Below are 21,478 nucleotides of genomic sequence, written 5' to 3'. Positions count from 1 at the left end.
GTGCCCGGCCGCCCGCCCCAGGAGGCTCCTGCCTTGGACGCCGCCGTCCTGTCCTGGCTGACCGCCCGCCTCGGTACGGCCGACCCCGCCGACATCCAGACCCGCTACACCCGTCTCGGCTCCGCCCGCGCGGTCCTGCTGGAAGTCCTCGCCGAACGCCGCGCCAGACTCCTGGCCGAACCCCTGCGCCTGACCGTCGACGGCGTGGTCACCCTCGACCAGAGCAACAACCTCACCGGCATCGAACGCCAGATGGCCACCGCCGCCACCGAACCGGCCCCCGACGACCCGGCCGCCGGCGACGAGGACCTGCCCGAGCTGGTCGTCGCCCCGCTGGACCCGGACCGCCGCTACCGCTGAGAGCCGCGACCACCGTGCCCTACCCGTGGCCCCCGCTCACCCCCGGCGACCCCGACGAGGTCGCCCACCGCGTCGCGCTCGTGCTGGACGACGCCTGGCAGCGCCTGGCCGACCAGCAGCAGGCCGTACTCGCCCGCTTCGCCGACCACCCCCGCCTGCCGCACGTCCTGGCCACCTTGAAGGAGTTCCAGCAGGCCATCCGCGTCTTCCGCGACCGGGTGGACGACGAGGCCCGCGCCTTCGTCCAGCGCCAGCTCCCGCACCTGTACGAGCAAGGCGCCCGCCACGCCGCCGCCGCGCTGGGCACCGCGTTCACCTGGACCCAGATCCACGCCGACGCCCTGCAGGCTCTGGCCGCCGACTCGTACGCCGACTTCCTGCGCCGCTCTGAGGAAGCCGAGCGCATGGCCGCCCAGTTCTACCGGGCCGCCCGCGCCGTTGCCCGCCGCGAGGTGCCGCTGCTGGCGGCCGGCAACCGTACGGCCCGCCAGGCCGCCCGGCAGCTCGCCGACCGCCTCGCCGCCGAACACCAGCTCCGCCACGTCGTCTACCGCGACGGCGCGCGCGTCCCGGTGCGGGTGTGGGCCGAGGCCGCCACCCTCGCCAAGAGCGCCGTCGCCTACAACGCTGGAACCCTCAACAAGGCCCGCCAGGCCGGAGTCGCCTACGTCGAGGTCTTCGACGGCGCCGACTGCGGCTGGCTCACCCACACCGACCCGGACAAGGCCAACGGAACAGTACGGACGGTCGGGGAGGCCGCCGAGGCACCGATCTCCCACCCTCGGTGCCGTCGAGCCTTCGGGCCGCGACCGGATGCGGGAGTAGGTGACGGACCAGGCGCGGATGCGTACCGGCCCGGGAGCAACCTGGTCTCGCCTGTGGCTCACGGTGCTCGGTGTGCAATCTTGGGGAGAGAGTGGGCACCCAGAGTGCGCTTCCGTACGTTTAGCGCATGAGCTCTCCGGCCCCTGCCGCATCTGCCCAACCACCCCAGTGGCCTCACTGCGCTCACGGTGCTGATCCAGCCAGTGACCCTGTGGGCTGTCGAGGCGTCCGTATCACCGAGTACGGCGCCTGCCTGGCCCACTTGGACGACGCCGAACGCACCGTTTATCTTACGGATTTGGTCCCGGGCGACGATATCGACTGCCGTGGAATCCCCTTCTCCGAGTCCCTGCTGGTAGCTCTCCTAGCGGCCCTGCGCGACCCTGGCACCGGGCAACCGACCATCGGTATCGCACAGTTCGACGGAGCGGTCTTCGCCAACCATGCCTGGTTCAACGGGACAATTTTCGCCGACGACGTCGAGTTCCGTAATGTAACCTTCACCGCCAACGCGGAATTTGGCGGTGCGGCCTTCTCCGGTGTTGCTCTGTTCGAGGGCGCAACCTTCTCCGGTATCGCCATGTTCGTCGGTACGACCTTCGCCGGCGAAGCATCATTTGATAATGCGATCTTCGCCGAAAACGCCGGGTTCGGTGCGACGACGTTCGCCGACGCCGCCTTCTTCGATGGTGCGACCTTCAACCACATCGCCTCGTTTGACGAGGCAACTTTCATCCGCAACGCCCGGTTCCGTCGTACGACCTTCACGGGCGGCGCCGGGTTCAGCGCGGCGACCTTCACCGGCGATGTCTCTTTCGGTGAAGCAAATTTCACCGGTAATGCCGAATTCCGTGGTGCGACCTTCAAGCGCAATGCCGCATTTGGAACAGTGCGGTTCGATGCGACGCCGCGGTTCGGGCCAGTCGCGTGCGCGAGATCCGTCATGCTGGACAGGGCGGTGTTCGGGGCACCGGTGACCCTGGAGATCGCGGCCCAGGAGGTGTCGTGTGTTCGGACTTTTTGGGAGTCGACGGCCACGCTGCGACTGCGCTACGCGCGGGTGGACCTTACCGATGCGGTCCTCACGTCCCCGGTCGCTGTGACTGCCCACCCCGCTTCATTCACCGTCGGTCCCCACCCCCGCCCGGGGAACACCCTGGACGAAAGCATGCTGGCGGACCGCAAACAGGCGGTCAGGATGGCTTCAATACGGGGGGTAGACGCCGCACTGCTGGTCCTCACCGGAACGGACCTGTCTGAATGCCTGTTCACTGGTGCGTTCCACCTCGACCAACTCCGCCTCGAAGGCCGTACCGTTTTCGCCTCACCACCAGTCGGCTGGCACGGCGGTGGGCTGTGGCCCCACCGCTGGAGCCGACGGCGCACCCTCGCCGAAGAACACCACTGGCGCGCAACCGTAGTCAGGAGGCCTGCCTCTCCGTTCAGCCAGTCCTTACTTCTCAGGGAATGGCGCCCTGGCCCCCATCACGCCGACCCGGGACGCACTCCCGGCCCCGAGGCGCTGGCGGCGACTTACCGTCAGTTGCGCAAGGCGTTGGAGGATGGGAAGAACGAGCCGGGCGCCTCCGACTTCTACTACGGCGAGTGCGAGATGCGCCGCCACGACCACGTCGGGACCCCGGCCGCTGAGCGTTTCCTGCTGAACGTCTACTGGGCCATCTCCGGCTATGGCCTGCGCGCATCCCGTGCCTTGGCCTGGCTGCTGGCCGCGATGACCGTCACCATACTGGCCGTGATGCTGTGGGGGCTGCCCGCCGACGACCCGAGACCGCAGACCACCGGCCGTCAGGTCGCCGCCGGGCAGACTATCACCCTCACCACCGACATCCCGCCTGCCAACAATCCCAGCGGCCCGCTGCACCGCCGGATCACCGGCCAACGTGCCGAGAAGGCCCTGCGCGTGGTGATCAACTCGGTGATATTCCGCTCATCCGGCCAGGACCTCACCACCGCGGGCACCTACACGGAGATGGGCGCCCGCCTCATTGAGCNACCTCACCACCGCGGGCACCTACACGGAGATGGGCGCCCGCCTCATTGAGCCCGCCCTGGTGGGTCTGGCCGGACTTGCCGTACGCAGCCGCGTCAAACGCTGACCCAGGGCGGCCAGCAGCAGGAGCGGAACCGTTTGCCTCGATCTTCTCTCTTCGCGTCGCCGCGTCCACGACACTGAGCAACGGAAGCCCGCCAAACGCGAGGCGTCCGGCCCGAAGCCGACTGCCGTCGAACTGGTCCCGATAGCCTTCCCTTCCGTGGTGCAGGCACGGAGTGAAGGCTGAGCCCTTCGGGGGAGGTGGGGCGTTGTGGCGCTGTGGATGGTGGCCGCGACGTTATGGGGTGTGGGGCAGGCCGTGGTGCTCAGCTCGCCGACGCGGTCGGTTCGGTGGCCCGTGGTGCTGCTGGCGGCGGTGCTGGGGGTGTACGGGTGCGGGGTCGCCGGTGCGCTGCTGGAGCTGATGTACACCCGGTGCGCCGCCGACCTCACCGGTGAGTCGCTGCCCAGGGCGGTCGCGAAGGCCGGCTACACGGTCGATCCGGTCATCGAGGAGCTGGTGAAGGTCGCGCCGCTGGTGCTGGCCGGATGGAACGTCCGCATCCGCCGTCAGTGGGGCCTGACCGACTTCGTGGTCCTCGGAGCGGCCCTTGGCGCCGGGTTCGGGCTGCTGGAGGGCCTGGCGCGGTTCGGGATGGACGCGGACCGAGCTTGGGCGCACCCCGACGGCGGGTGGGTCGTCCGCCGCGGCTTCCTCTACCTCCCCTACATCCCCGGCCCGGGACAGGTGTTCGGCACCTGGTTCCCCGCTCCGACTGGCACCCTTGAACTCGGCGACCTGCACCCGGCGGCGGAGACCAACCCGCACCTGGTGTACTCCGTGCTGGCCGCGCTGGGCGTGGGCGTGCTGATGCGCGCCCGGGGTTGGTGGCGGCTGGCGGGCATCGTGCCGTTGGCGGCGGCCCCGGCCCACCACATCCTGAACAACTACGCCATCGAGCACCACCGGGCCCGGGACGCGCGGGCTCTGGTGGACGCGTTCGAGGGCGTGCTGTGGCTGGTGCCGCTGGGATGTCTGGCGGTGGCGATGGCCGCGGACTGGTGGCAGATACGCCGGGCCAGGCGGGTCGTGCCGGGTGTCCTGATCCGCGGCGAGCGTGTCGGACGGCCCGGACCGGTGGCGCTGGCGGCCTACGGGGCGTGGTGTGTGCCGTGGTCGACGACCGTGGCGTGGCGTTTCGCGCGGTTTCGCCGGTCGCTGCTGTACACGGCCTTCCGGCCTGCCTACCCCGGGCGGGAGCTGCTGCACCGGGCGGTCGTCCAGACCGCCGAGCGGATCGACGCCAGCGACCACGAGACTGCCTGGCAGGGTGTGGGCTGGCGGGCCGTCCGCCAGGCGGCCCGATCAGGGCGGGGCAGGCGTCAGTGGTGGACGGTCGTGGTCTCGCTGATCCTGGCGGCCCCGGCCGTTCTGCTCTGGGGCGTCGGCTCCTTCCCAGCGCAGTCCGGGGTGCGGGAGTGGTTCACCACCGGGCACGGTCCGTCGGTGCTGGTCGGCTTCGGGATCGCGGGCCTGGTGTGGACCGGCTGGACGTTGATCCGCCTCGGCAGCACGTGGCGGACGGTGCAGGCCGTGCCGCTGGCCGAGACCCTGGCTGTTCTGCGCTTCCGCCTGTGGACCGCTCTGGGCACCGCCGTGGCCGGGATGCTGCTGTTCGTCCGCCTGCAAAACGGCATGGCACCCGGCGACCCGGCGATCCCGCGCCACCTCCACCTTCTCGATGCCCTCGACCGCTTCCTGGCCTACGCCGGTTTCGCCCTCCTGCTGCTGTCCCTGCTCACCCTGTTCACTCCGCCCGGTCTGGCGCTCGCCGGAGGCGGGGTTGCTGGCGCTCTGACGGCCGAAGCCGCCCTCAACGCCGGCGCCCTGGGCGCCGCCGGTGTCGTGCTGATGGCGGTCGGTGCAGCGGGAACGGGCGCGAGCGACCCGGGTGGAGGGAGGCGCGGGGAGGTCCCGCAGTGGCTGCGGGACAAGTGGAACGAGGGACGCAAGTTCAATGAGGACAATTGGCCACGATATCCCGCCAATGAGATCTATCTCGAAAACGGAAAAGTCCTCGACTCGTACCGGCCCGGGAAAGAGATCGTATCGCGCAAGCAGACGCAGATATCGAAGATCAAGCCCGACACGTTCAGGAATTATCTGCGCGAGATCCACCAGAAGTACAAGGCGGGCACAAAGATCCCGGACACCCCAAAGGCGCGCAGCGAGTACCCGCAGTTGATCGGGAAACCCCTGAAGGGCAAGTACTATCTCGAAGTGCCAGTCCAGTCGCAACCTGTGCCAGACTGGGCGCTCAGGGAAGCGGCGGACCACGGCGTGATAATCCGGGACGTGCGGGGCTTCGTCCACCGGCTACCGAAGGGAACGGGCTGAATCTGCCATGATCTGGACCTACTGCGAGCAGTGGAACAACCTCACCGAGACGCCCATGGAATCGCTCACACCTGAGCAGGCTCGGGCCAGGCATGTGTCCGGTCAGCTGTACACCGCTGTCGCATCCCCCGATGAGCACTCCGCCCCGGTGCTGCGAGTGGAAATTCGACTGGAGACCGGTTACGCCTCAGTCATTTTCATGGATGAGCACGGCCGCGACTCCCTCGACTACACCTTCACCCTCACCAACGGGTCTCTTTTCCTGGAGACGGCGACCTCATACGACTACGGAGACTCGGAGGAGCGGGGCGGATATGCGGACGCGGAGCGCATGGAGTCCTACGAGTTCACCACGGATGGCATCATGCGGCGCACTGTGGAGGTCGATGGCGAGGAATCCAGGGAAAGCCGAAACGGGATTGACGTCACCAGCAACTGGGAATCCGTTCCCGATTTCGGCGTCTATGATGCGCTGATCCGACGCGAACGCGCTTGAAACCAGAATTACGGAATAGGCTTTTCTCTTCCTTCCTCGCCCTGTGCCCTCGCCTTTGGAAAGGGCCACAACGGCTCTCACGCCTCCCCGAACTCGTCCTCGTGGGACTGGCCGCCCTCGCCGTGCGCAGCCGGGTCAAACAACGGCCAGTTTGCCCGCCCCGACTCGCATCCCTGGCACTGTCGCGTCTTCTGGCCGCGCCGCCCGGATGTGGACGCCGCGTGAAGGGCCGGGTCGGCGTCACCGGACATCCCCGCTACGGAGGCTTCGTGCAGGCCAACTTCTGCTCGTACTCCCCGGGTAGTCGCTCGACTACACTCCGGCCCGTGAATGTTGCTCCCACACCCGAGAACCCGCAGGCTGACCCACAGCGCGAGGAGTTGGTCGACAAGCTCATCGCGCAGCTCACCGAGCTTGGCGCACTCCGGTCCGGTGAGGTCGAGGCTGCCATCCGGGCCGTGCCGCGGCATCTGTTCGTCCCGGACGTGCCGTTGGCCCAGGCGTACGCGGCGGAGGACGCGCCGGTCGTCAAGCGGGACGAGCACGGCGTGGTGATCAGCTCGGTCTCGGCGGTGCGCGTGCAGGCGATGATGCTGGAGCAGGCCGAGGTACGACCGGGAATGCGGGTGCTGGAGATCGGGTCCGGCGGGTACAACGCGGCCCTGATCGCGGAGCTGGTCGGCGAGGGGGGTCAGGTGACCACCATCGACATCGACCGGGACGTGATCGACCGCGCCCGCCGCCTGCTGTCGGAGACGGGGTACGAGCGGGTGACCGCGCTCGTCGCGGACGGCGAGGAGGGTGAGCCGGGGCGCGCGCCCTATGACCGGATCATCGTCACGGTCGGCGCCTGGGACATCCCGCCTGCGTGGACGAACCAGCTCGCCGAAGGCGGGCGGATCGTTGTGCCCCTGCGGGTGCGGGGACTGACGCGGTCGGTCGCCTTCGAGCGCCGGGGCGGGCGCCTGGTGAGCCGGGAGTACGAGCTGTGCGGCTTCGTACCGATGCAGGGGGCCGGGGAGAACCGGGTGCGCCTGGTGCTGCTGCACGACGAGGACGGGGCGCAGGTGGGCCTGCGGCTGGACGACGGGCAGCAGGTGGATGTCGGGGGGCTGCGCGAGGCGTTGCGTCAGCCGCATGTGGAGGTGTGGTCGGGAGTGACCATCGGCGGGATGGAGCCGTTCGACAACCTCGACCTGTGGCTGGCGACCACCCTGCCGGACTACGCGCTGCTGACCGCGACGCCCGCGGCGCGCGAGCGGGGCCTGGTCACCTCCGCGTCGCCGCTGGGCACCTCGGTGCTGGTCGACGGTGACAGCTTCGCCTACCGGCGGATCCGGCCGACGAGTCCGGAGCGTACGGCGTTCGAGTTCGGGGCACGCGGGCACGGGCCGGAGGCGAAGGCGGTCGCGGAGCGGCTGGTGGAGGAGATCCGGGCCTGGGACCGGGCCCACCGTGCCGACCGGGCCCGCTACGAGGTGCACCCGGCGGGCACGCCGGAGGACCGGCTGCCCGCGGGCCGGGTGATCGACAAGCGGCACACGCGGGTCACGATCTCCTGGCCCTGACAGCGACGCCGGGGCCGGGGCCGCACCACAGATCCATCACCGCCTACCAACAGGAGGAGTCGCGATGGCAGTGGCAACACCGGGTGGAACACCCGCCTCGTCGGATTTCGACATCGAGTTCTCGGTGGTCGAGCAGGGGCCGATCGTCCCGGACCTGGTGAACGACACCAGCGACAACTGCACCAGCACGTGTGAGAGCGCGTGCTCCAACAGCACGTGTGAGTGAAACCAGGCAGGCCGGTCCCCGGGGTCTTGCGGCCCCCGGGGACCGGGGTCTCCAGGGGAGTGGGGGTGCCCGGGGTTGTTCCGGTGTGTCGACGCGGCGTTGGTGCGGGTCGCGGCGTATCCGAGCGGGTTCGAGGTTCCGGCGTGGCCTGAAGTGGTCGGCGGCTCGGACACGGATGTCGAGGAGTGGCGCCGGTGGCTGGTGCGGGTGTGGGCCCAGGATGCGGTGGCGGAGGCCGTGGAGGTGGCCAGCCCGGTCCTGGCCCGCCGTATCCGTGAGATATGCGACGGGCGCTCCCAGCAGACGCGGCAGGTGCGGCGGGCGGCCGGGGCGCTGGTGCGGTACCTGCTGCGTATGCGGCACCGGGCGACGCCGTTCGGGCTGTTCGCCGGGGTCGCGCCGCTGCGCTTCGGCAGCGAGCTGGCGGTGCGCTGGGGGCAGGAGCATCGCGCGCACGCGCGGGTGGACGCGGTGTGGCTGGCGGGGGTGGTCGCGCGCCTGGAGCGGTGCCCGGAGCTGCTGCGCCGCCTGCCGGTCGTGGCCGACTCCACGTGCCTGGTGCGGGGCGGGAAGCTGGTGGTGCCCTTCCAGCAGGCGCCGTATGCCGGGCCGGGCGGCCCGGCGGAGGTGAGCACCCGGCACACCAAAGCGGTGGAGACCGCCGTGAAGGCCGCACAGTCGCCGGTGCCCGTGGCGGACCTGGCGGGCAAGCTCGCCGCCGACTACCCGGGTACGCCCGTCGAGGCGGTCGAGAGGCTGCTGACCGCGCTGGTGGCCCGCGGTGTGCTGCTGACCAGCCTGCGCCCGCCGATGACGGTCACCGACGCGCTGGGTCACGTCGTCGGCGAGCTGGCCGCCGCCGACGCGGAGTCGGTCGAGGAGGTGGCGCCCCTCGCCCGGCGGCTGGTCGAGATCCACCAGTCCCTGTTACGGCACAACCGGGCCGCGCCCGGTGTCCGGCGGAGCGTCCGGGCGGCCATAGCCGGACGGATGGCGGAGGTGTCCCCGGCCGTCGAGCAACCGCTGGTGGTCGACCTGAGGCTGGGCTGCTCGGTGACCTTGCCGCAGGCGGTGGCTCGCGAAGCCGAGAAGGCCGTCACCGCGCTGGCCCGCCTGGCACCATCCCGGACCGGCTCCGCGGCCTGGCGGGACTACCACGCCAGGTTCCTGGAGCGGTACGGCATCGGCGCGGCGGTCCCGGTACGCGAACTGGTCGACGCGGACACCGGGCTGGGCTTCCCCGCCGGCTACCGCTCCTCGCTGCTGGAACAGCCCCGGCCGCCCCTGACCGCGCGCGACGAACGGCTCCTCGCGCTGGCACAGCAGGCCGCACTCGACGGCACCGGCGAGCTAGTACTCGATGACCGCGCGCTCGCGGACCTGGCCGTCGACGACGGCGCGGGCGGCGGGCAGGTGCAGGCGCACACGCAGTTGTCCTTCCGCATCCAGGCGCCGACACCGGCCGTGCTGGAGCGTGGCGCGTTCGACCTCGTCCTGGCCGGGGTGTCCGCCGCGGCCGGCACCAGTGCCGGACGGTTCCTGGACCTGCTCGACGCGCCCGACCGCGACCGCATGGCCGCCGCCTACGCCGGTTTGCCCACGCTGGAGGACGGGGCGCTGCGAGCCCAGGTCTCCAGTCCTCCGCTACGGGTGCGTACCGAGAACGTCGCGCGGGTTCCCGCTGTCCTGCCGTACGTGATCTCGCTGGCCGAGCACGGCGCCGCGGGCCGCGCGCTGCCGTTGGACGACCTGGCCGTCTGCGGCGACGCCACGCGGCTGTACCTGACGTCCCTCTCGCTCGGCCGGAGCGTCGAGCCCGCGGTGCTCAACGCGGTGGAGCCGACGAACTTCACCCACCCGCTCGCCCGGTTCCTGTGCGAGATCCCCCGGGCACGGGCCGCCGCCCTCGCCCCGTTCTCGTGGGGAGCCGCCCGACGGCTGCCGTTCCTGCCGCGCGTCCGGTACGGCCGTACGATCCTGGCCCCCGCCCGCTGGCGGGCGACCCGAGCCGACCTCGCGCCAGCGGACTCTCCTTGGGAGCAGTGGGAGCGCACCATGACGGCTTGGGCGCGCCGGTACCGCCTACCTGACGCGGTCTACCTGGGCGACAACGACCAGCGTCTGCGCCTGGACCTGGACGAGCCCGTTCACCTGCGGCTGATCAGAGACCGCTTGGAACGCACCGGCCACGCGACCCTGACCGAGGCGCCCGAGCCGTCGGCGTACGGATGGCTCGACGGGCGCCCGCACGAGATCACCCTGGCGCTCGCCTCCGCCGCGCAGCCCGCGCCCGCCCGCCGGCGGACCGGTGCGCCGACTGTCGTGGGCCGCGAGCACGGACGGCTGCCGGGCGCCTCGGAGTGGGCGTTCGTGAAGCTGTACGGGCACCCGGCGCGACAGGCCGACCTCCTTACCACCTGCCTGCCCGACCTGTGGGAAACCTGGGACCACCCGCCCGAGTGGTGGTACGTGCGCTACCGCGACCCCGAGCCGCACCTACGGCTGCGGCTGCGGCTGCCCCACCCCGACGCGTGGGGAGAGTGCCTGCGGCAGGTCGGCACCTGGGCGGCGGACCTACGACAGCGGGGACTGGTCGGCCGCGTGCAGTGGGACACCTACTACCCGGAGACCGGCCGCTACGGCACCGGCGCGGCCATGGCCGCCGCCGAGACGGTGTTCGCCGCCGACTCCGAAGCGGCCGTCGCGCAGTTGACGCTCAGCACGAGCGGCGATCTGCCCCCGCAGGCGGTCACGGCGGCGAGCCTGGCCGACCTGGCGGTCTCCTTCACCGGGAGCACCCGCGCCGGCCTGCGCTGGCTGATCGACCACACCACGACGAGATCGGGTCCGGCACCCGCCCGGGACCTGCACGCCACCGTACGACGCCTGTCCGAACCGCACGGCAACCGCGCCTTCCTGCGCTCGGTGGCGGGCGGCGAGGAGGTCGCCGAAGCGTGGGCCCGGCGCCGCGCGGCACTGGCCGCCTACCGCGGCCGACTCGCCGACACCGGCGGGCCCGATCCGGACGCGGTGCTGGCGTCTCTGCTGCACATGCACCACATCCGCGCTGCGGGGATCGATGAGGACTGCGAACGCACCTGCCGCCGCCTGGCCCGCTCCGCCGCCCTGTCGTGGACCGCCCGAGGTGAAGGAGCCGAGCGGTGAGCACCCCCGCCTCCGCCGCACCCCCAGCCCACGACCCCCAGGACGCGCGGTCGGCGCAGTCCCTGTCCAGGGGCGCCATCGGCATCGCCCTGCTCCACATCGAACGCGCTCACGCCGGCTTGGGAGACTGGGACACCGCCCACTCCTGGATCAACGCGGCCACGCGCACCAGCCTCAGCGCCGCCGACGGCGCTTCCCTCTTCTTCGGTGTCCCCGCGGTGGCGTTCACCCTCCGCGCGGCCGGAGCCGACGGCACACCCCGCTACGCGGGCGCCCTGGCGCGGCTGGACGCCCACGTCACCGCCCTCGCGCACCGCCGCACGCAACAGGCCGAAGCACGCATCGCCCACGGGCTGCTGCCGCACATGCGCGAGTTCGACGTCATCAACGGCCTCACCGGTATCGGCGCCCACCTCCTCAAACGCGCCCCCAGCAGCAGCGCGACGGAAAGGGTGCTGACCTACCTGGTCCGCCTCACCGAGCCGCTGCGCGTCGATGACGAGACGCTGCCCGGCTGGTGGACCGGCCACGGTCCCTTCCACGCGTCCACCCGCGACTTCCCGGGCGGCCACGGGAACTTCGGACTCGCCCACGGAATCACCGGACCCCTCGCGCTGCTCGCCCTGGCCCTGCGCGGCGGTGCCGCCGTCGACGGGCACACGGACGCCATCGAACGCATCTGCGCCTGGTTGGACACCTGGCGGCAGGACCACACCACCGGTCCGTGGTGGCCCCAGTGGCTCACCCGCGAGGACCTGCGCACCGGCCGCCCGAAACAGCCGGGTCCGCTGCGGCCCTCTTGGTGCTACGGCACGCCGGGCCTCGCGCGCGCCCAGCAGCTCGCCGCGATCGCCACCGGCGACGCCGCGCGCCAGCTCCTGGCCGAGCAGGCCCTCGTCGGGTGCCTGACCGACTCCGCGCAGCTCGACCGGATCGCCGACACCAGCCTGTGCCACGGCTGGGCCGGCCTCTTCCAGACCGTCTGGCGCGCGGCCCGCGAAGCCCGAACGCCCGCGCTCGCCGCCCACCTGCCGGACCTGACGAATCTTCTTGCCCGCCACAGCCGAGCCGCCCAGCAGACCGCGTCCCACCAGCCCGGGCTCCTCGAAGGAGACGCGGGCTCGGCCCTCGCCCTCCACACCGCCGCGCGCGGCGCGCCTCCGGTGTCCGAATGGGACGCCTGCCTGCTGATCGGCTGAAGCAACCAGAAACCGTACGCCCCGCGACCAGGCGGAGAGCCCGGAGGAGGAAGCCCCGTGGTCAGCGGCCCATCACCCCGGACCGTAGAGAAAGGAGTCCTCGCCGTCCTGGCAGGCGTACCGCTCGACGAGGCCGCCGCCCAGGTGCCCATGGAGCCGACCGCGCTCGCCGACGCTGCCGAGCAGTACCAGGCCGCCGGGTATGCGGCGCTCGAAGCAGGCGTCGGGTCCCGCGACTGGTTCCAGGTCCACGTGCGGTTCCCCGACTGGGCCACCGCCGAGCAGACCGCCGCCACCCACCTCGCGCCGCGGATACGGCGCGCGGAGAGCGCGGGGACCGTCGCGTCGTGGTGGTTCATCCGCAAGGCCCCCTGCTGGCGTCTGCGCTTCCAGCCCGGCCCCGCCGCCGACATCGGGCAGTGGAAGGCGTCCATCGCGCGCATGCTCGACAGCATGCTCTCCGAGAGCCTGATCGCCAGGTGGTGGGAAACCGTCTACGAGCCCGAGAAGTTCGCCTTCGGTGGCCCGGTCGGAATGGACGCCGCCCACCGCCTCTTCCACGCCGACAGCCGGGGCTTCCTCGACTACCTCTGCCGTCACGACCCGGGCGCTCCGCCCGAGCGTCGGATCGAGCGAAGGGAGTTGTCCGTCCTCCTGCTGAGCCTGCTGATGCGCGGTGCCGGACAGGAGTGGTTCGAGCAGGGAGACGTCTGGAGCCGTGTCGCGGAGCGGCGTCCCCTGCCTCCCGGTACGCCGTTGGACCGTCTGCCGGGCATGAAGCCTGGCCTTCGGCGGCTCATGACCGTGGATACCAGCGCCTCCAGCACGCTGATGAAGAACGGCGGCTCGCTGGCGTTCATCGCCGACTGGGCCGCCGCCTTCGAGGCAGCCGGACAGGCGCTGGGCAAGGCGGCCCGCGACGGCGAGCTCGGCCGAGGCGCGCGGGCGCTGCTCGCCCACCACGTCATCTTCCACTGGAATCGGATCGGACTGCCCACGAGGGCGCAGGCGATCCTGGCGATGGCGGCGCGAGAGGTGGCGCTGGGGGAAGGGTGAGGTCGGTGGGACTCGGAAGACCGCGCGGAACGCTCGTCCCGTGACGCTCGCGCGTCTGCGGGCCAACCTTGACGGGTCGGCCCGCAGACGCGCAAGGAAGCCTGTTCACCCTTCGCCGAGTCCGTCGGCCTTGACCGCGGCGATGAAGGTCATCCAGGCGTCTGCGGTGAACACGAACGCCGGGCCCGTGCGGTTCTTGGAGTCGCGGACGGCCATCGCGCCCTCGACCCGGGCTCCTTCGACGCACTCTCCGCCCTGGTCGTTGCTGTAGCTGGACGTGAACCAGTGGACGCCCGTCAGGCCCTCAGCCGTGGTCATCAGTATCAGAACTCCTTGATCGCTTCCTTGACCATGCTCAGGGACTCCTGTGGTCCCAGAGCGACAGCTTGCAGCTCGGTGAAGGCGCCCTCGTACTTCGCGACGTCGTTCTCACGTCGGATGACCCATGCGTCGGCCAGGTTCTCCAGGTAGACGATGGGCCTGATGAGAAGCCGCTCGGGGAACTGCAAGACGACGAACGGCCCGTTCATTCCAGGGTGGGTGCCTGCCCTGAAGGGCACGACCTGCACCAGGACGTTGGGCAGCGACGAGGCGACCTCCGCGATGTGAGCCAGCTGGCCGCGCATCACGGCCGGGTCACCCACGGTCCGCCGCAGGACGGCCTCGTTGATCACTGCCACGTACCTGAGCGGGTTCTCGGTCCGGCGCAGCGCCTCCTGCCGCGTCATGCGCACCGCGACGAGACGGTCGACCACCTCGGCGCTGAGTCCCTGGAGCGCGCGCTGGTGGATGACGCGTACGTACGACTCGGTTTGCAGCAGGCCGGGAACGAACTCACTCGCGTACGTGTGCAGGTTGGTGGCGGTGGCTTCGAGCCCGAGGTACGCCTTGAGCCCCGGCGGGATGACCGGGCGGTACTCCGACGCCTGCCACCAGTCCTTCTTCGTCTTGGTGACGGTGGCGTAGCCCACCAGCAGAGCACGCGTCTCGGGGTCCGCTCCGTAGAGCTCGCAGAGAGCGATGACCTCGGCCGGCTCCACGACGGCGTTCTCTCCGGTCTCGATCCGGTTCATCTTGCTGGCTCCCCAAACGAGCCGTTTCGCGACCTCGGATGCCGTCAATCCCGCGGCGGCTCGAAGGTTGCGCAACTCGGTCGCGAGGCTGAGACGGCACAGAGCGGGCGCCGCCTCGATGTCCGCGATCACCTTGGTGTCCTCCCTGCATGTAGGCCCAGTCTCCCTGCCCGTCTTCTGCTGGAGCAAGGAAGGTTCTGCGTCAGAGCGAAATATTCTGCTGCGCCGCGAACGGCGGGCTGGGCATTGAGAGTTGCGACAGAATCGCCCCAACAGAATTCTGACAGACGGGTTTCCGTCGTGGCGATTCTGATGGCATGCTTAATCGCCGCCGCTGCACACCGCAACAGGCCGCGCCCACTCCGTGACTGAAGGAGTGCGCTCGGCTGCGCGCGCCTGCCCTGCGGCGTCCCAAGAGACCTCGACGCAAGGACTCGGCGATGTTGCAGCACTTTCCGGCTGCCCCGGCGGCCACAGACTGCTTAACGGCTCCGTTGGTGACCCAGTTCACTCGAAATCGGAGCGCGGGCCTGCTCGCCATGGCGGGTCCCGCCTCCTCCACGATCGAGGAGACGCCGGTGCCCGAGTCCTCCGTCAACTGTGCTCGCGTCTCGGTTACTTCCGAGCCGGTGAACGTCAGCCTACTCCGCCGCCTCGGGGACGCGGCCCTCGCCTGCTGGGGGCTGTCCCACCTACAAGACGCCGTGCAACTCCTGGTCAGCGAGATGGCCACCAACGCCATCCGGCACGGCGGCGGCAACAAGCTGCTGTTCTCCCTCTTCTACGAGAAGGGCGAGGTGCGCATCGAGGTAGACGACCGCGCTCCCGCTCGACTCCGAGTCAGGCACCCACGCCCTGACGAGGAGAGCGGTCGTGGCCTGCTTCTCGTCGACGCGCTCTCCGACCGCTGGGGGAGACGGGGAACGAGCACCTGGTGCGTCCTGGCTGCCACCAGCAAGGAGCACACGGGGTGAGGGGCCACATCGCGAAGCGGGCCGTCGCCGCACCCCTGCCCGGTGGGCCGAGCGCGGCAGAACCTCGCCGTACGGCGGGCGCCCCGCGGCTGCGGCGGTCCGGCTGTACGCCCGCCGCGCAAGGGGCGCTGGTCCGACCGGACGCCGACATCGTGCGACGAGTCTTAGCCGGTCTGACGCGGAAACTGGCTGAAGAGCTGGCGCTGCCGGTCGACGTGGAACAGATGGTGCGTTCGGTGCTGGCCGGCCGTACGGCCCGCTTGGACGGCGAGGCTCTGGGCGCGGTGGCCGGCGTTCTTCGCGGCCACGTCACGGTGCTCGTCGCGGACGTGGAGAGCCGTCTCGATCCAGGTCGGGTGGTTGTCCGGGAGGCGGTTTCGCGGGCCCGCCGCTGCCTGGACGACCACGGTGGCGGGACCCGTTCCACACGGCGTCTGGTGAAGAGGCTGGCGGGAGCGGCCCAGGCGCTGCTCGATCTGCGCGTCCTGGCCGAGGGCGAGTCGTCCCCTGAAGCCGGTTCGGTTGGCGCGGTCAGCGGCCGGTCGGCTGGGACGGCGGTGGCCTGATGCTGCTCGCAGCCCTGGTGGCCCACCTGGTCGGTGACTTCGTGCTGCAGTCGGCGTGGATGGCTGAGGAGAAGACGCGGCGCTGGTGGCCGGCTGTGGTGCACGGCGCGGTCTACGCTCTACCCTTCCTCTTCCTCACGCACTCGGTGCCCGCCTTGGTGGTGATCGCGGGGACGCACGTGGTGCTGGACCGGTACCGGGCCGCGCGGTTCCTGGTGTGGGCGCGGAACCAGGTGGCGCCCGCCGCGTGGCGCCCGTCGTGGGCCGATGTCCGGGACAACCACGGGTCTCCGTCGAGCGTGTCGCCGGGCCTGGCGCTCGCGCTGGTCATCGTCGCGGACAACACGGTGCACCTGCTCATCAACGCGACCGCCTTGGAGCGGCTGGGGTAGGCCCCTGCTTGCCGTTCTAGCCGCCCGCTCGGCCCGGCGCTGTTTCTCCCCGCCGTGAGCGCGGTCGTTCCCCCTTCTTGCCTCCCGATCGGCGGGCCCGCTGTCGAGCCCGCCGCGCCTTTCCACGTGAAGGAGCACGCATGTGGCGTGAGAGCCATCTGATAAGGAAGCCCTCCGACGGTGTTCCCGGAAAGCCGCCGCTGCGGCCGGACCTGGCCGAGCTGCTGCTGGTGAGCGCGCACCAAGTACAGCTCCTGCTCCAGCTCGCCCACCACCACCCGGCTGCGGCGTGGGACACGGCGCTGGCCACCTGCACCGCGGGGAACGCGCAGGTTCTGCGCTGTCTGATCGGCGAGTTCGGCTGGCCCGGACACCGGCTGGTGGGCGAACGTGGCGGGACGGCGGCGTGGATGATCGCCCAGCACGCCGTCACCGATCCCGACCTCCAGCGTCAGGCGCGCGAGTTGGTCGTGCGGGCCGTGGCGATCGGTGACGCTGACCCGCTGCACCTGGCCCACCTCACCGACCGGTGCTGCGTGATCGACGGCGAGCCGCAGGTGTACGGCACGCAGTACGGACGCGACGGCAGCGGAGCGACCGTACTGCACCCCGTACGGGACCTGGACGGGCTTGACGAGCGCCGAGCGGCGGTCGGCCTGGAGCCGCTGGGCTCGGGGCCGTTGACGGACTCCCCTCTTCACCTTCCGCACCTCATCGAAGCGTCGGCTCGTACCTGACGTGCCGGGCACACGTGTGCCCCCCCGTGCTGCGGCCGCGTCGGCTCCTGCGTGGCGGCGGACTGCTCGGACATCCGAGGCCGCTCCGCCGCCGCCAGCGCCCTGACCCCGCGCCGAGACCCGTTACTCCCATCCCCCCTTTTCTGTGAGGTCACGTTGACGACTCTGCTGTACCCGGACCCGGGTTCGATCTTCACCGGCACTGCTTCGCACTACCTTGCACGGCCCGGCTACCCGGCCGAGCTGCTGGACCGCGTGGCCGAGCTGGCCCGGCGGCTGCCCGGCTCCCGGGTGCTGGACTTGGGCACCGGCCCTGGTGTGGTCGCGCTGGAGCTGGCCCAGCGCGGGGCCCACGTTGTGGCGGTCGATCCCTCGCTGGAGATGCTCGCCGAGGGCAAGAGGCGGGCGGCAGCCCGTTTCCTGACGGACATCGAGTGGGTCGAGGGCCACTCCGGGGCCCTTCCCCCGTTGGTCGGTGACTTCGCCGTGGTCGTGATCGCGGACGCCTTCCACCTCATGCGCCGCCAGGAAACCCTCGCCACGCTCGACGGCCTGGTTCATCCGGACGGGTGCGTGGTGCTGTTGTCGCACCGCTGGCCCGGTCACCCGAAGCCCTCATGGGACCCGCTGCTGGAACGGGTGCGGGCACGCCACCTGGGCCCCCGACGCCATGCCGGACCCACCGGGTACGCGCCCCGGCCGGAAGCCGCCAGCCACGAAGAGGTCTTCCGCAACTCCGCGTTCCACCGAATAACCAAGACCACCTACGACTACATGATCGACGTGACGCTCGACGGGCTCATCGCCTGGCAGTTGTCCCAGGCGCACTCCTCGGCCCCCGTCCTGGGGGAGCGCCGCGCGGCGTACGAGGAGGACCTGCGCCGCCTGCTGAGTGCCTTCGAGCCGTCCGGCCGTTTCCGCGAACGCAGCCAGGCCCACCTGCTCATCGGCCAGCGCAGCCAGCCTCCCACCCCGCGGGCCGAGGGCTGACCCCAGAGCACCCACCCTCCCCGGCGGGGCCGCTGGCCGCCTCGCCGCTGTCGCTCCCGTGCCGAGCCCGGCACGGGCACCGGGGCCGAGTCGGCCTCGAATCCACCACCACAACGGAAGAACGACTTCGTGATCCACCGTTCCCGATTCGCCACCAGCGCCGTCGCCGCAGCCCTGGCCGGCGGCGCGCTGATGACCGCCGCCACCGTTCCCCTTGGCCCCGCCGCCTCGGCGGCACCTCCGGCCGCGTCGAGCGCGTCGTCTCCGTGCCAGCAGCACACCGGCCACGTCTGCTACGAGCTTCTGCCCGGCGGGTTCGACCGCCTACACGCCAGGGCCGACGGTGGCGCCGACCGGCGCGCCTCCGTGGCGCCGCCGACGTCCACGCCTCCGGGCATCCCATGGACTCCGGCCTCCTGCCGCGTCCAGTTCGGGAAGCCCTGCTACACCGTCTCGCACCTCGCCCACGCCTACGGGGTGGACAGGCTCCACGCCCGAGGAGTCGACGGCGCCGGGCAGACGATCGCCGTCATCATGCCGCTGGGCAATCCGACCGTCCAGCACGACATGGACGTCTTCAGCGACGCCAACGGCCTGCCCCGGACACGCGTCGAGGTCATCGAGCGCGGCGACGTACAGGCGGCCGACCCGGCCGACCCGGTGCAGGCGCAGAACATCCAGGAAGCCCAGCTCGACCTGGAACTGGCGCACGCCATGGCGCCCCGGGCCCGTCTGATCCTGGTCAGCACCGCCCGCAATGTGACCAGCGGGACGACGGGCTGGGCGGAGGTCTCGGAGGCGGCCGAGTGGGTGACCGCCCACCGGGACGTGACCGTCCTGTCGTGGTCGTACGGCTTCTACGAGGACAACGCCGCCGAGGAAGCCGGACAGCCCGGCGACTACCACCGGATCACCCCGCTGCGCCGCGGGCTTGAGGCGGCCGCCACGCGCGGCACCACGCTGATCGCGGCGGCGGGGGATACGGGTGCGACCGGGCCGAACCTGGCGGGGACCGCCTTCTACCCCCACCCGAGTGTGCCGTGGCCGGCGAGCGACCCGCTGGTCACCGGCGTCGCCGGAACCGCCCTGCGCCTGGACGACCACGGCCGCCGCATCACCGACGACCGGCTGTGGACGGATGACGGCTCCGGCCACGCCACCGGCGCCGGCCGCTCCCGGATCTGGCCGTCGAACTCCACGGCCGACATCGCACTGGTCGGCAGCCCCGCCTCCCGCGTGGTGGCCTACAGCAGCGCCAACGTCCTGCCCGGCCAGAGCGCGGGCTGGTTCCGCGCGGCGGGCACCAGCGTGGCGGCTCCGCTGATGGCCGGGATCACCGCGCTGGCGGCCCAGCAGGCCGGACACCACCTCGGCCGACTCGCCCCCAGGCTCAAGCGGATCGAGCCGGGCACCCACGGCACGTACGACCTCGCCCGCGGGTGCAACACCGCCCACGGCGTGACCGGCGTGTGCGCGGCTCCCGGCCGCGACGACGCCTCCGGCATCGGCACCCTCACCGACGCCACAGCCTTCACCCGGGCCCTGGCCCGACGCTGAACCACCCCCTGGGCCCGGCCAGCCGAGCCGCCGGCCGGGCCCAGCCCCCTTCTTCCACACTTTTTTGGGCTCTGGCATTGCAGCCTGAAGTCGTGTGAATCAGCCGTTCTCCCGTGCGCCGGGAAACAGAAAGGATCGTCTTCGCCTGTGTACGAGATGCGCCCCGCCGTGGACAGGGATCACGAGGCGATCACCGGACTGATCGCTGCCAGGAACCGGTGGTTCGAGGACCGCGGCATCGTCCCGAACGTCGCTGACGGATCCCTGGCCGCAACGTTGATCGGCGACCGCGCGGAAGACGGACGGCGGCCGCTGGCCTGGGTGCTGTGCGAGGACGGCCAGGTCCTTGGCTGCACCGTCCTGCTCTCGGACATCCAGGCATGGGGCTGGACCGACCAACAGCGCGCCGAGCCTTCCCTGCTCATGCTCGGCACCTACACCGACCCAGCGCACCGGCACGACAAGCCCGGCCGCCTGATGGCCTGGTGGTCGGTGGACTACGCCGCGCGGCTCGGCGGCGTGCGCTGGGTCCGCCGGGTGACGTTCGCCGACCGGCTGATGCGCTACTACCGCGACCAGCAGAAGTGGAACTTGGTGGACACCGTGATCCGCGACGGGCGGCACGCGTACCTGATGCAACGGCGCGCGGAGAGGTTGAAGAACTTCGAGTCCCTGGTCGCCGACTCCGGCAGTTTGACGGCTTCGGCATCCTGACCCGTCCCCCGGAAGGGACGCGACGCAACCTGTCCAGCCACCGACGACCTCTCGCCGTACAGCAGTGCTCTTTCAGCCGGGCACGGGGCTCCCTCCGCCTGCGCGGAGAGCACAGGAAGTCATCCCGGTGGCGGACCATCTCCGTGAGAGTGAGAAGTACCTGGTTGGTGTGGGCAGCACCGGCCCGGGGGCGGAGCATCCCACCAGGGCTGATGACGACTCGGCAAGGAGCGGTCGGCGTGAGCGGGATGACGCCGTTGCGAGCCCACCAGGGCTGATGACGACGGGGTGCTCATCGGCGGGCCCCCGATCCGGGCTGCGGTTGCGAGCCCACCAGGGCTGATGACGACCTGATGGCCGAGGCCCACCGCCTGCTTCAGACGCCGTTGCGAGCCCTCCAGGGCTGATGACGACCCCGCCGCCGTCATCACCATCACCCGCCTGCTGGCGTTGCGAGCCCACCAGGGCTGATGACGACATTCGCGGCATCTGGGAGCCCAGCCCCCAGGTCGGGTTGCGAGCCCACCAGGGCTGACGACGACCCGCCGGCCCCGACGGCGTCCCCGACGCCACGCACCTGTTGCGAGCCCACCAGGGACGATGACGACCCGCCTTCGGGGACCTCGCGGCCCTGCGCCGTCGGCTGTTGCGAGCCCACCAGGGACGATGACGACCCGCCAGTTCCTCGGCGGACACCCAGTCCTGCGGGAGTTGCGAGCCCACCAGGGACGATGACGACGCACGAGCGAGCCGCGCGCCGGGCCGCTGAGGCGGCGTTGCGAGCCCACCAGGGCCGATGACGACGCCGGACCTCCACCAGCCCGCCCCGGACACCCCGCCGTTGCGAGCCCACCAGGGCCGATGACGACGCGCGGCTGATGGCCAGGATCCGCACGATCAAGCCGTTGCGAGCCCACCAGGGCTGATGACGACCCTAAGTCCCGACCGCCGCGGCCTGGTCGTCCCCCCGTTGCGAGCCCACCAGGGCTGATGACGACCGGTGATCCGGTGAGCACCCAGGGCCAGGCGTGGGTGTTGCGAGCCCACCAGGGCTGATGACGACGCCCCCCGCCCCGTCGTCGTCCTGGTCCTGGCCGTGTTGCGAGCCCACCAGGGCTGATGACGACGC

19 protein-coding genes and 1 CRISPR repeat array are annotated in these 21,478 nt (G+C 71.1%); of the genes, 17 read left to right on the top strand and 2 right to left on the bottom strand.

The genetic code is table 11. The features are described 5' to 3' along the window. Positions 1–33: 33 nt before the first annotated feature. The 10 genes from RKE29_RS06695 to RKE29_RS06650 all read left to right on the top strand — a co-directional run bounded on the left by RKE29_RS06695 (position 34) and on the right by RKE29_RS06650 (position 13,346). Entirely contained in the window at positions 34–360 is a 327-nt protein-coding gene (locus RKE29_RS06695; protein WP_312004119.1) for a hypothetical protein, read from the top strand. 14 nt (positions 361–374) lie between these two features. Next, positions 375–1,316 carry a hypothetical protein gene (locus tag RKE29_RS06690; protein WP_312004118.1) on the top strand — a complete coding sequence of 314 codons (942 nt, stop codon included), beginning with the start codon at positions 375–377 and terminating at the stop codon, positions 1,314–1,316. 131 nt (positions 1,317–1,447) lie between these two features. Then, complete coding sequence (locus RKE29_RS06685) at positions 1,448–3,247, top strand: pentapeptide repeat-containing protein (RefSeq protein WP_312004117.1); 1,800 nt, start codon at positions 1,448–1,450, stop codon at positions 3,245–3,247. A 262-nt stretch (positions 3,248–3,509) separates the two neighbouring features. Further along, positions 3,510–5,636, top strand: coding sequence for a PrsW family intramembrane metalloprotease (locus RKE29_RS06680; RefSeq protein ID WP_312004116.1), 2,127 nt, complete (start codon positions 3,510–3,512; stop codon positions 5,634–5,636). A gap of 7 nt (positions 5,637–5,643) precedes the next feature. After that, positions 5,644–6,132 (top strand): hypothetical protein, encoded by a 489-nt coding sequence (locus tag RKE29_RS06675; protein WP_312004115.1) that lies wholly within the window; start codon positions 5,644–5,646, stop codon positions 6,130–6,132. Between the two features lie 326 nt (positions 6,133–6,458). Next, positions 6,459–7,700 carry a methyltransferase, FxLD system gene (gene fxlM / locus RKE29_RS06670; protein ID WP_312004114.1) on the top strand — a complete coding sequence of 414 codons (1,242 nt, stop codon included), beginning with the start codon at positions 6,459–6,461 and terminating at the stop codon, positions 7,698–7,700. A 64-nt stretch (positions 7,701–7,764) separates the two neighbouring features. Then, positions 7,765–7,926 (top strand): FxLD family lanthipeptide, encoded by a 162-nt coding sequence (locus RKE29_RS06665; RefSeq protein ID WP_312004113.1) that lies wholly within the window; start codon positions 7,765–7,767, stop codon positions 7,924–7,926. Between the two features lie 102 nt (positions 7,927–8,028). Continuing rightward, on the top strand, positions 8,029–11,091 hold the full coding sequence (locus tag RKE29_RS06660; RefSeq protein WP_312004112.1) for a lantibiotic dehydratase: 3,063 nt from the start codon (positions 8,029–8,031) through the stop codon (positions 11,089–11,091). Beyond that, entirely contained in the window at positions 11,088–12,290 is a 1,203-nt protein-coding gene (locus RKE29_RS06655; protein ID WP_312004111.1) for a lanthionine synthetase C family protein, read from the top strand. Before RKE29_RS06660 ends, RKE29_RS06655 begins: the two co-directional genes overlap by 4 nt. Before the next feature lie 57 nt (positions 12,291–12,347). Then, positions 12,348–13,346 (top strand): thiopeptide-type bacteriocin biosynthesis protein, encoded by a 999-nt coding sequence (locus RKE29_RS06650; RefSeq protein ID WP_312004110.1) that lies wholly within the window; start codon positions 12,348–12,350, stop codon positions 13,344–13,346. Between the two features lie 105 nt (positions 13,347–13,451). Here the strand turns inward: RKE29_RS06650 and RKE29_RS06645 are convergent, their stop codons facing one another. Then, complete coding sequence (locus tag RKE29_RS06645; RefSeq protein ID WP_312004109.1) at positions 13,452–13,664, bottom strand: DUF397 domain-containing protein; 213 nt, start codon at positions 13,662–13,664, stop codon at positions 13,452–13,454. Between the two features lie 5 nt (positions 13,665–13,669). Then, positions 13,670–14,551 (bottom strand): helix-turn-helix transcriptional regulator, encoded by an 882-nt coding sequence (locus RKE29_RS06640; RefSeq protein ID WP_312004131.1) that lies wholly within the window; start codon positions 14,549–14,551, stop codon positions 13,670–13,672. 365 nt (positions 14,552–14,916) lie between these two features. On the opposite strand from RKE29_RS06640, the gene RKE29_RS06635 reads away from it, so the two are divergent. The 7 genes from RKE29_RS06635 to RKE29_RS06605 all read left to right on the top strand — a co-directional run bounded on the left by RKE29_RS06635 (position 14,917) and on the right by RKE29_RS06605 (position 20,349). Then, on the top strand, positions 14,917–15,393 hold the full coding sequence (locus RKE29_RS06635) for an ATP-binding protein (protein ID WP_312004108.1): 477 nt from the start codon (positions 14,917–14,919) through the stop codon (positions 15,391–15,393). A 152-nt stretch (positions 15,394–15,545) separates the two neighbouring features. Continuing rightward, positions 15,546–15,959, top strand: a complete 414-nt coding sequence (locus tag RKE29_RS06630; RefSeq protein ID WP_312004107.1) for a DUF6415 family natural product biosynthesis protein — start codon at positions 15,546–15,548, stop codon at positions 15,957–15,959. Further along, positions 15,959–16,351 (top strand): DUF3307 domain-containing protein, encoded by a 393-nt coding sequence (locus RKE29_RS06625; protein WP_312004106.1) that lies wholly within the window; start codon positions 15,959–15,961, stop codon positions 16,349–16,351. Before RKE29_RS06630 ends, RKE29_RS06625 begins: the two co-directional genes overlap by 1 nt. Before the next feature lie 140 nt (positions 16,352–16,491). After that, the gene (locus tag RKE29_RS06620; protein ID WP_312004105.1) at positions 16,492–17,088 is read left to right on the top strand and encodes a DUF6624 domain-containing protein; all 597 of its coding nucleotides are present in this window, start codon (positions 16,492–16,494) and stop codon (positions 17,086–17,088) included. A 156-nt stretch (positions 17,089–17,244) separates the two neighbouring features. After that, complete coding sequence (locus tag RKE29_RS06615; RefSeq protein WP_312004104.1) at positions 17,245–18,078, top strand: class I SAM-dependent methyltransferase; 834 nt, start codon at positions 17,245–17,247, stop codon at positions 18,076–18,078. A gap of 129 nt (positions 18,079–18,207) precedes the next feature. Beyond that, a complete protein-coding gene (locus RKE29_RS06610) occupies positions 18,208–19,635 on the top strand; it encodes a S8 family serine peptidase (protein ID WP_312004103.1) in 1,428 nt (475 codons plus the stop codon). Positions 19,636–19,782: 147 nt separating this feature from the next. Next, the gene (locus RKE29_RS06605) at positions 19,783–20,349 is read left to right on the top strand and encodes a GNAT family N-acetyltransferase (RefSeq protein ID WP_312004102.1); all 567 of its coding nucleotides are present in this window, start codon (positions 19,783–19,785) and stop codon (positions 20,347–20,349) included. A 191-nt stretch (positions 20,350–20,540) separates the two neighbouring features. After that, positions 20,541–21,476: direct repeats of the CRISPR family, unit length 18 nt; unit sequence GTTGCGAGCCCACCAGGG. Positions 21,477–21,478: the final 2 nt, after the last annotated feature.

This window comes from Streptomyces sp. B1866 (assembly GCF_031932565.1).
Lineage (GTDB): Bacteria > Actinomycetota > Actinomycetes > Streptomycetales > Streptomycetaceae > Streptomyces.
Note: the sequence above shows the minus strand (reverse complement) of the source record. Positions and strands in the feature narration are given on the sequence as shown.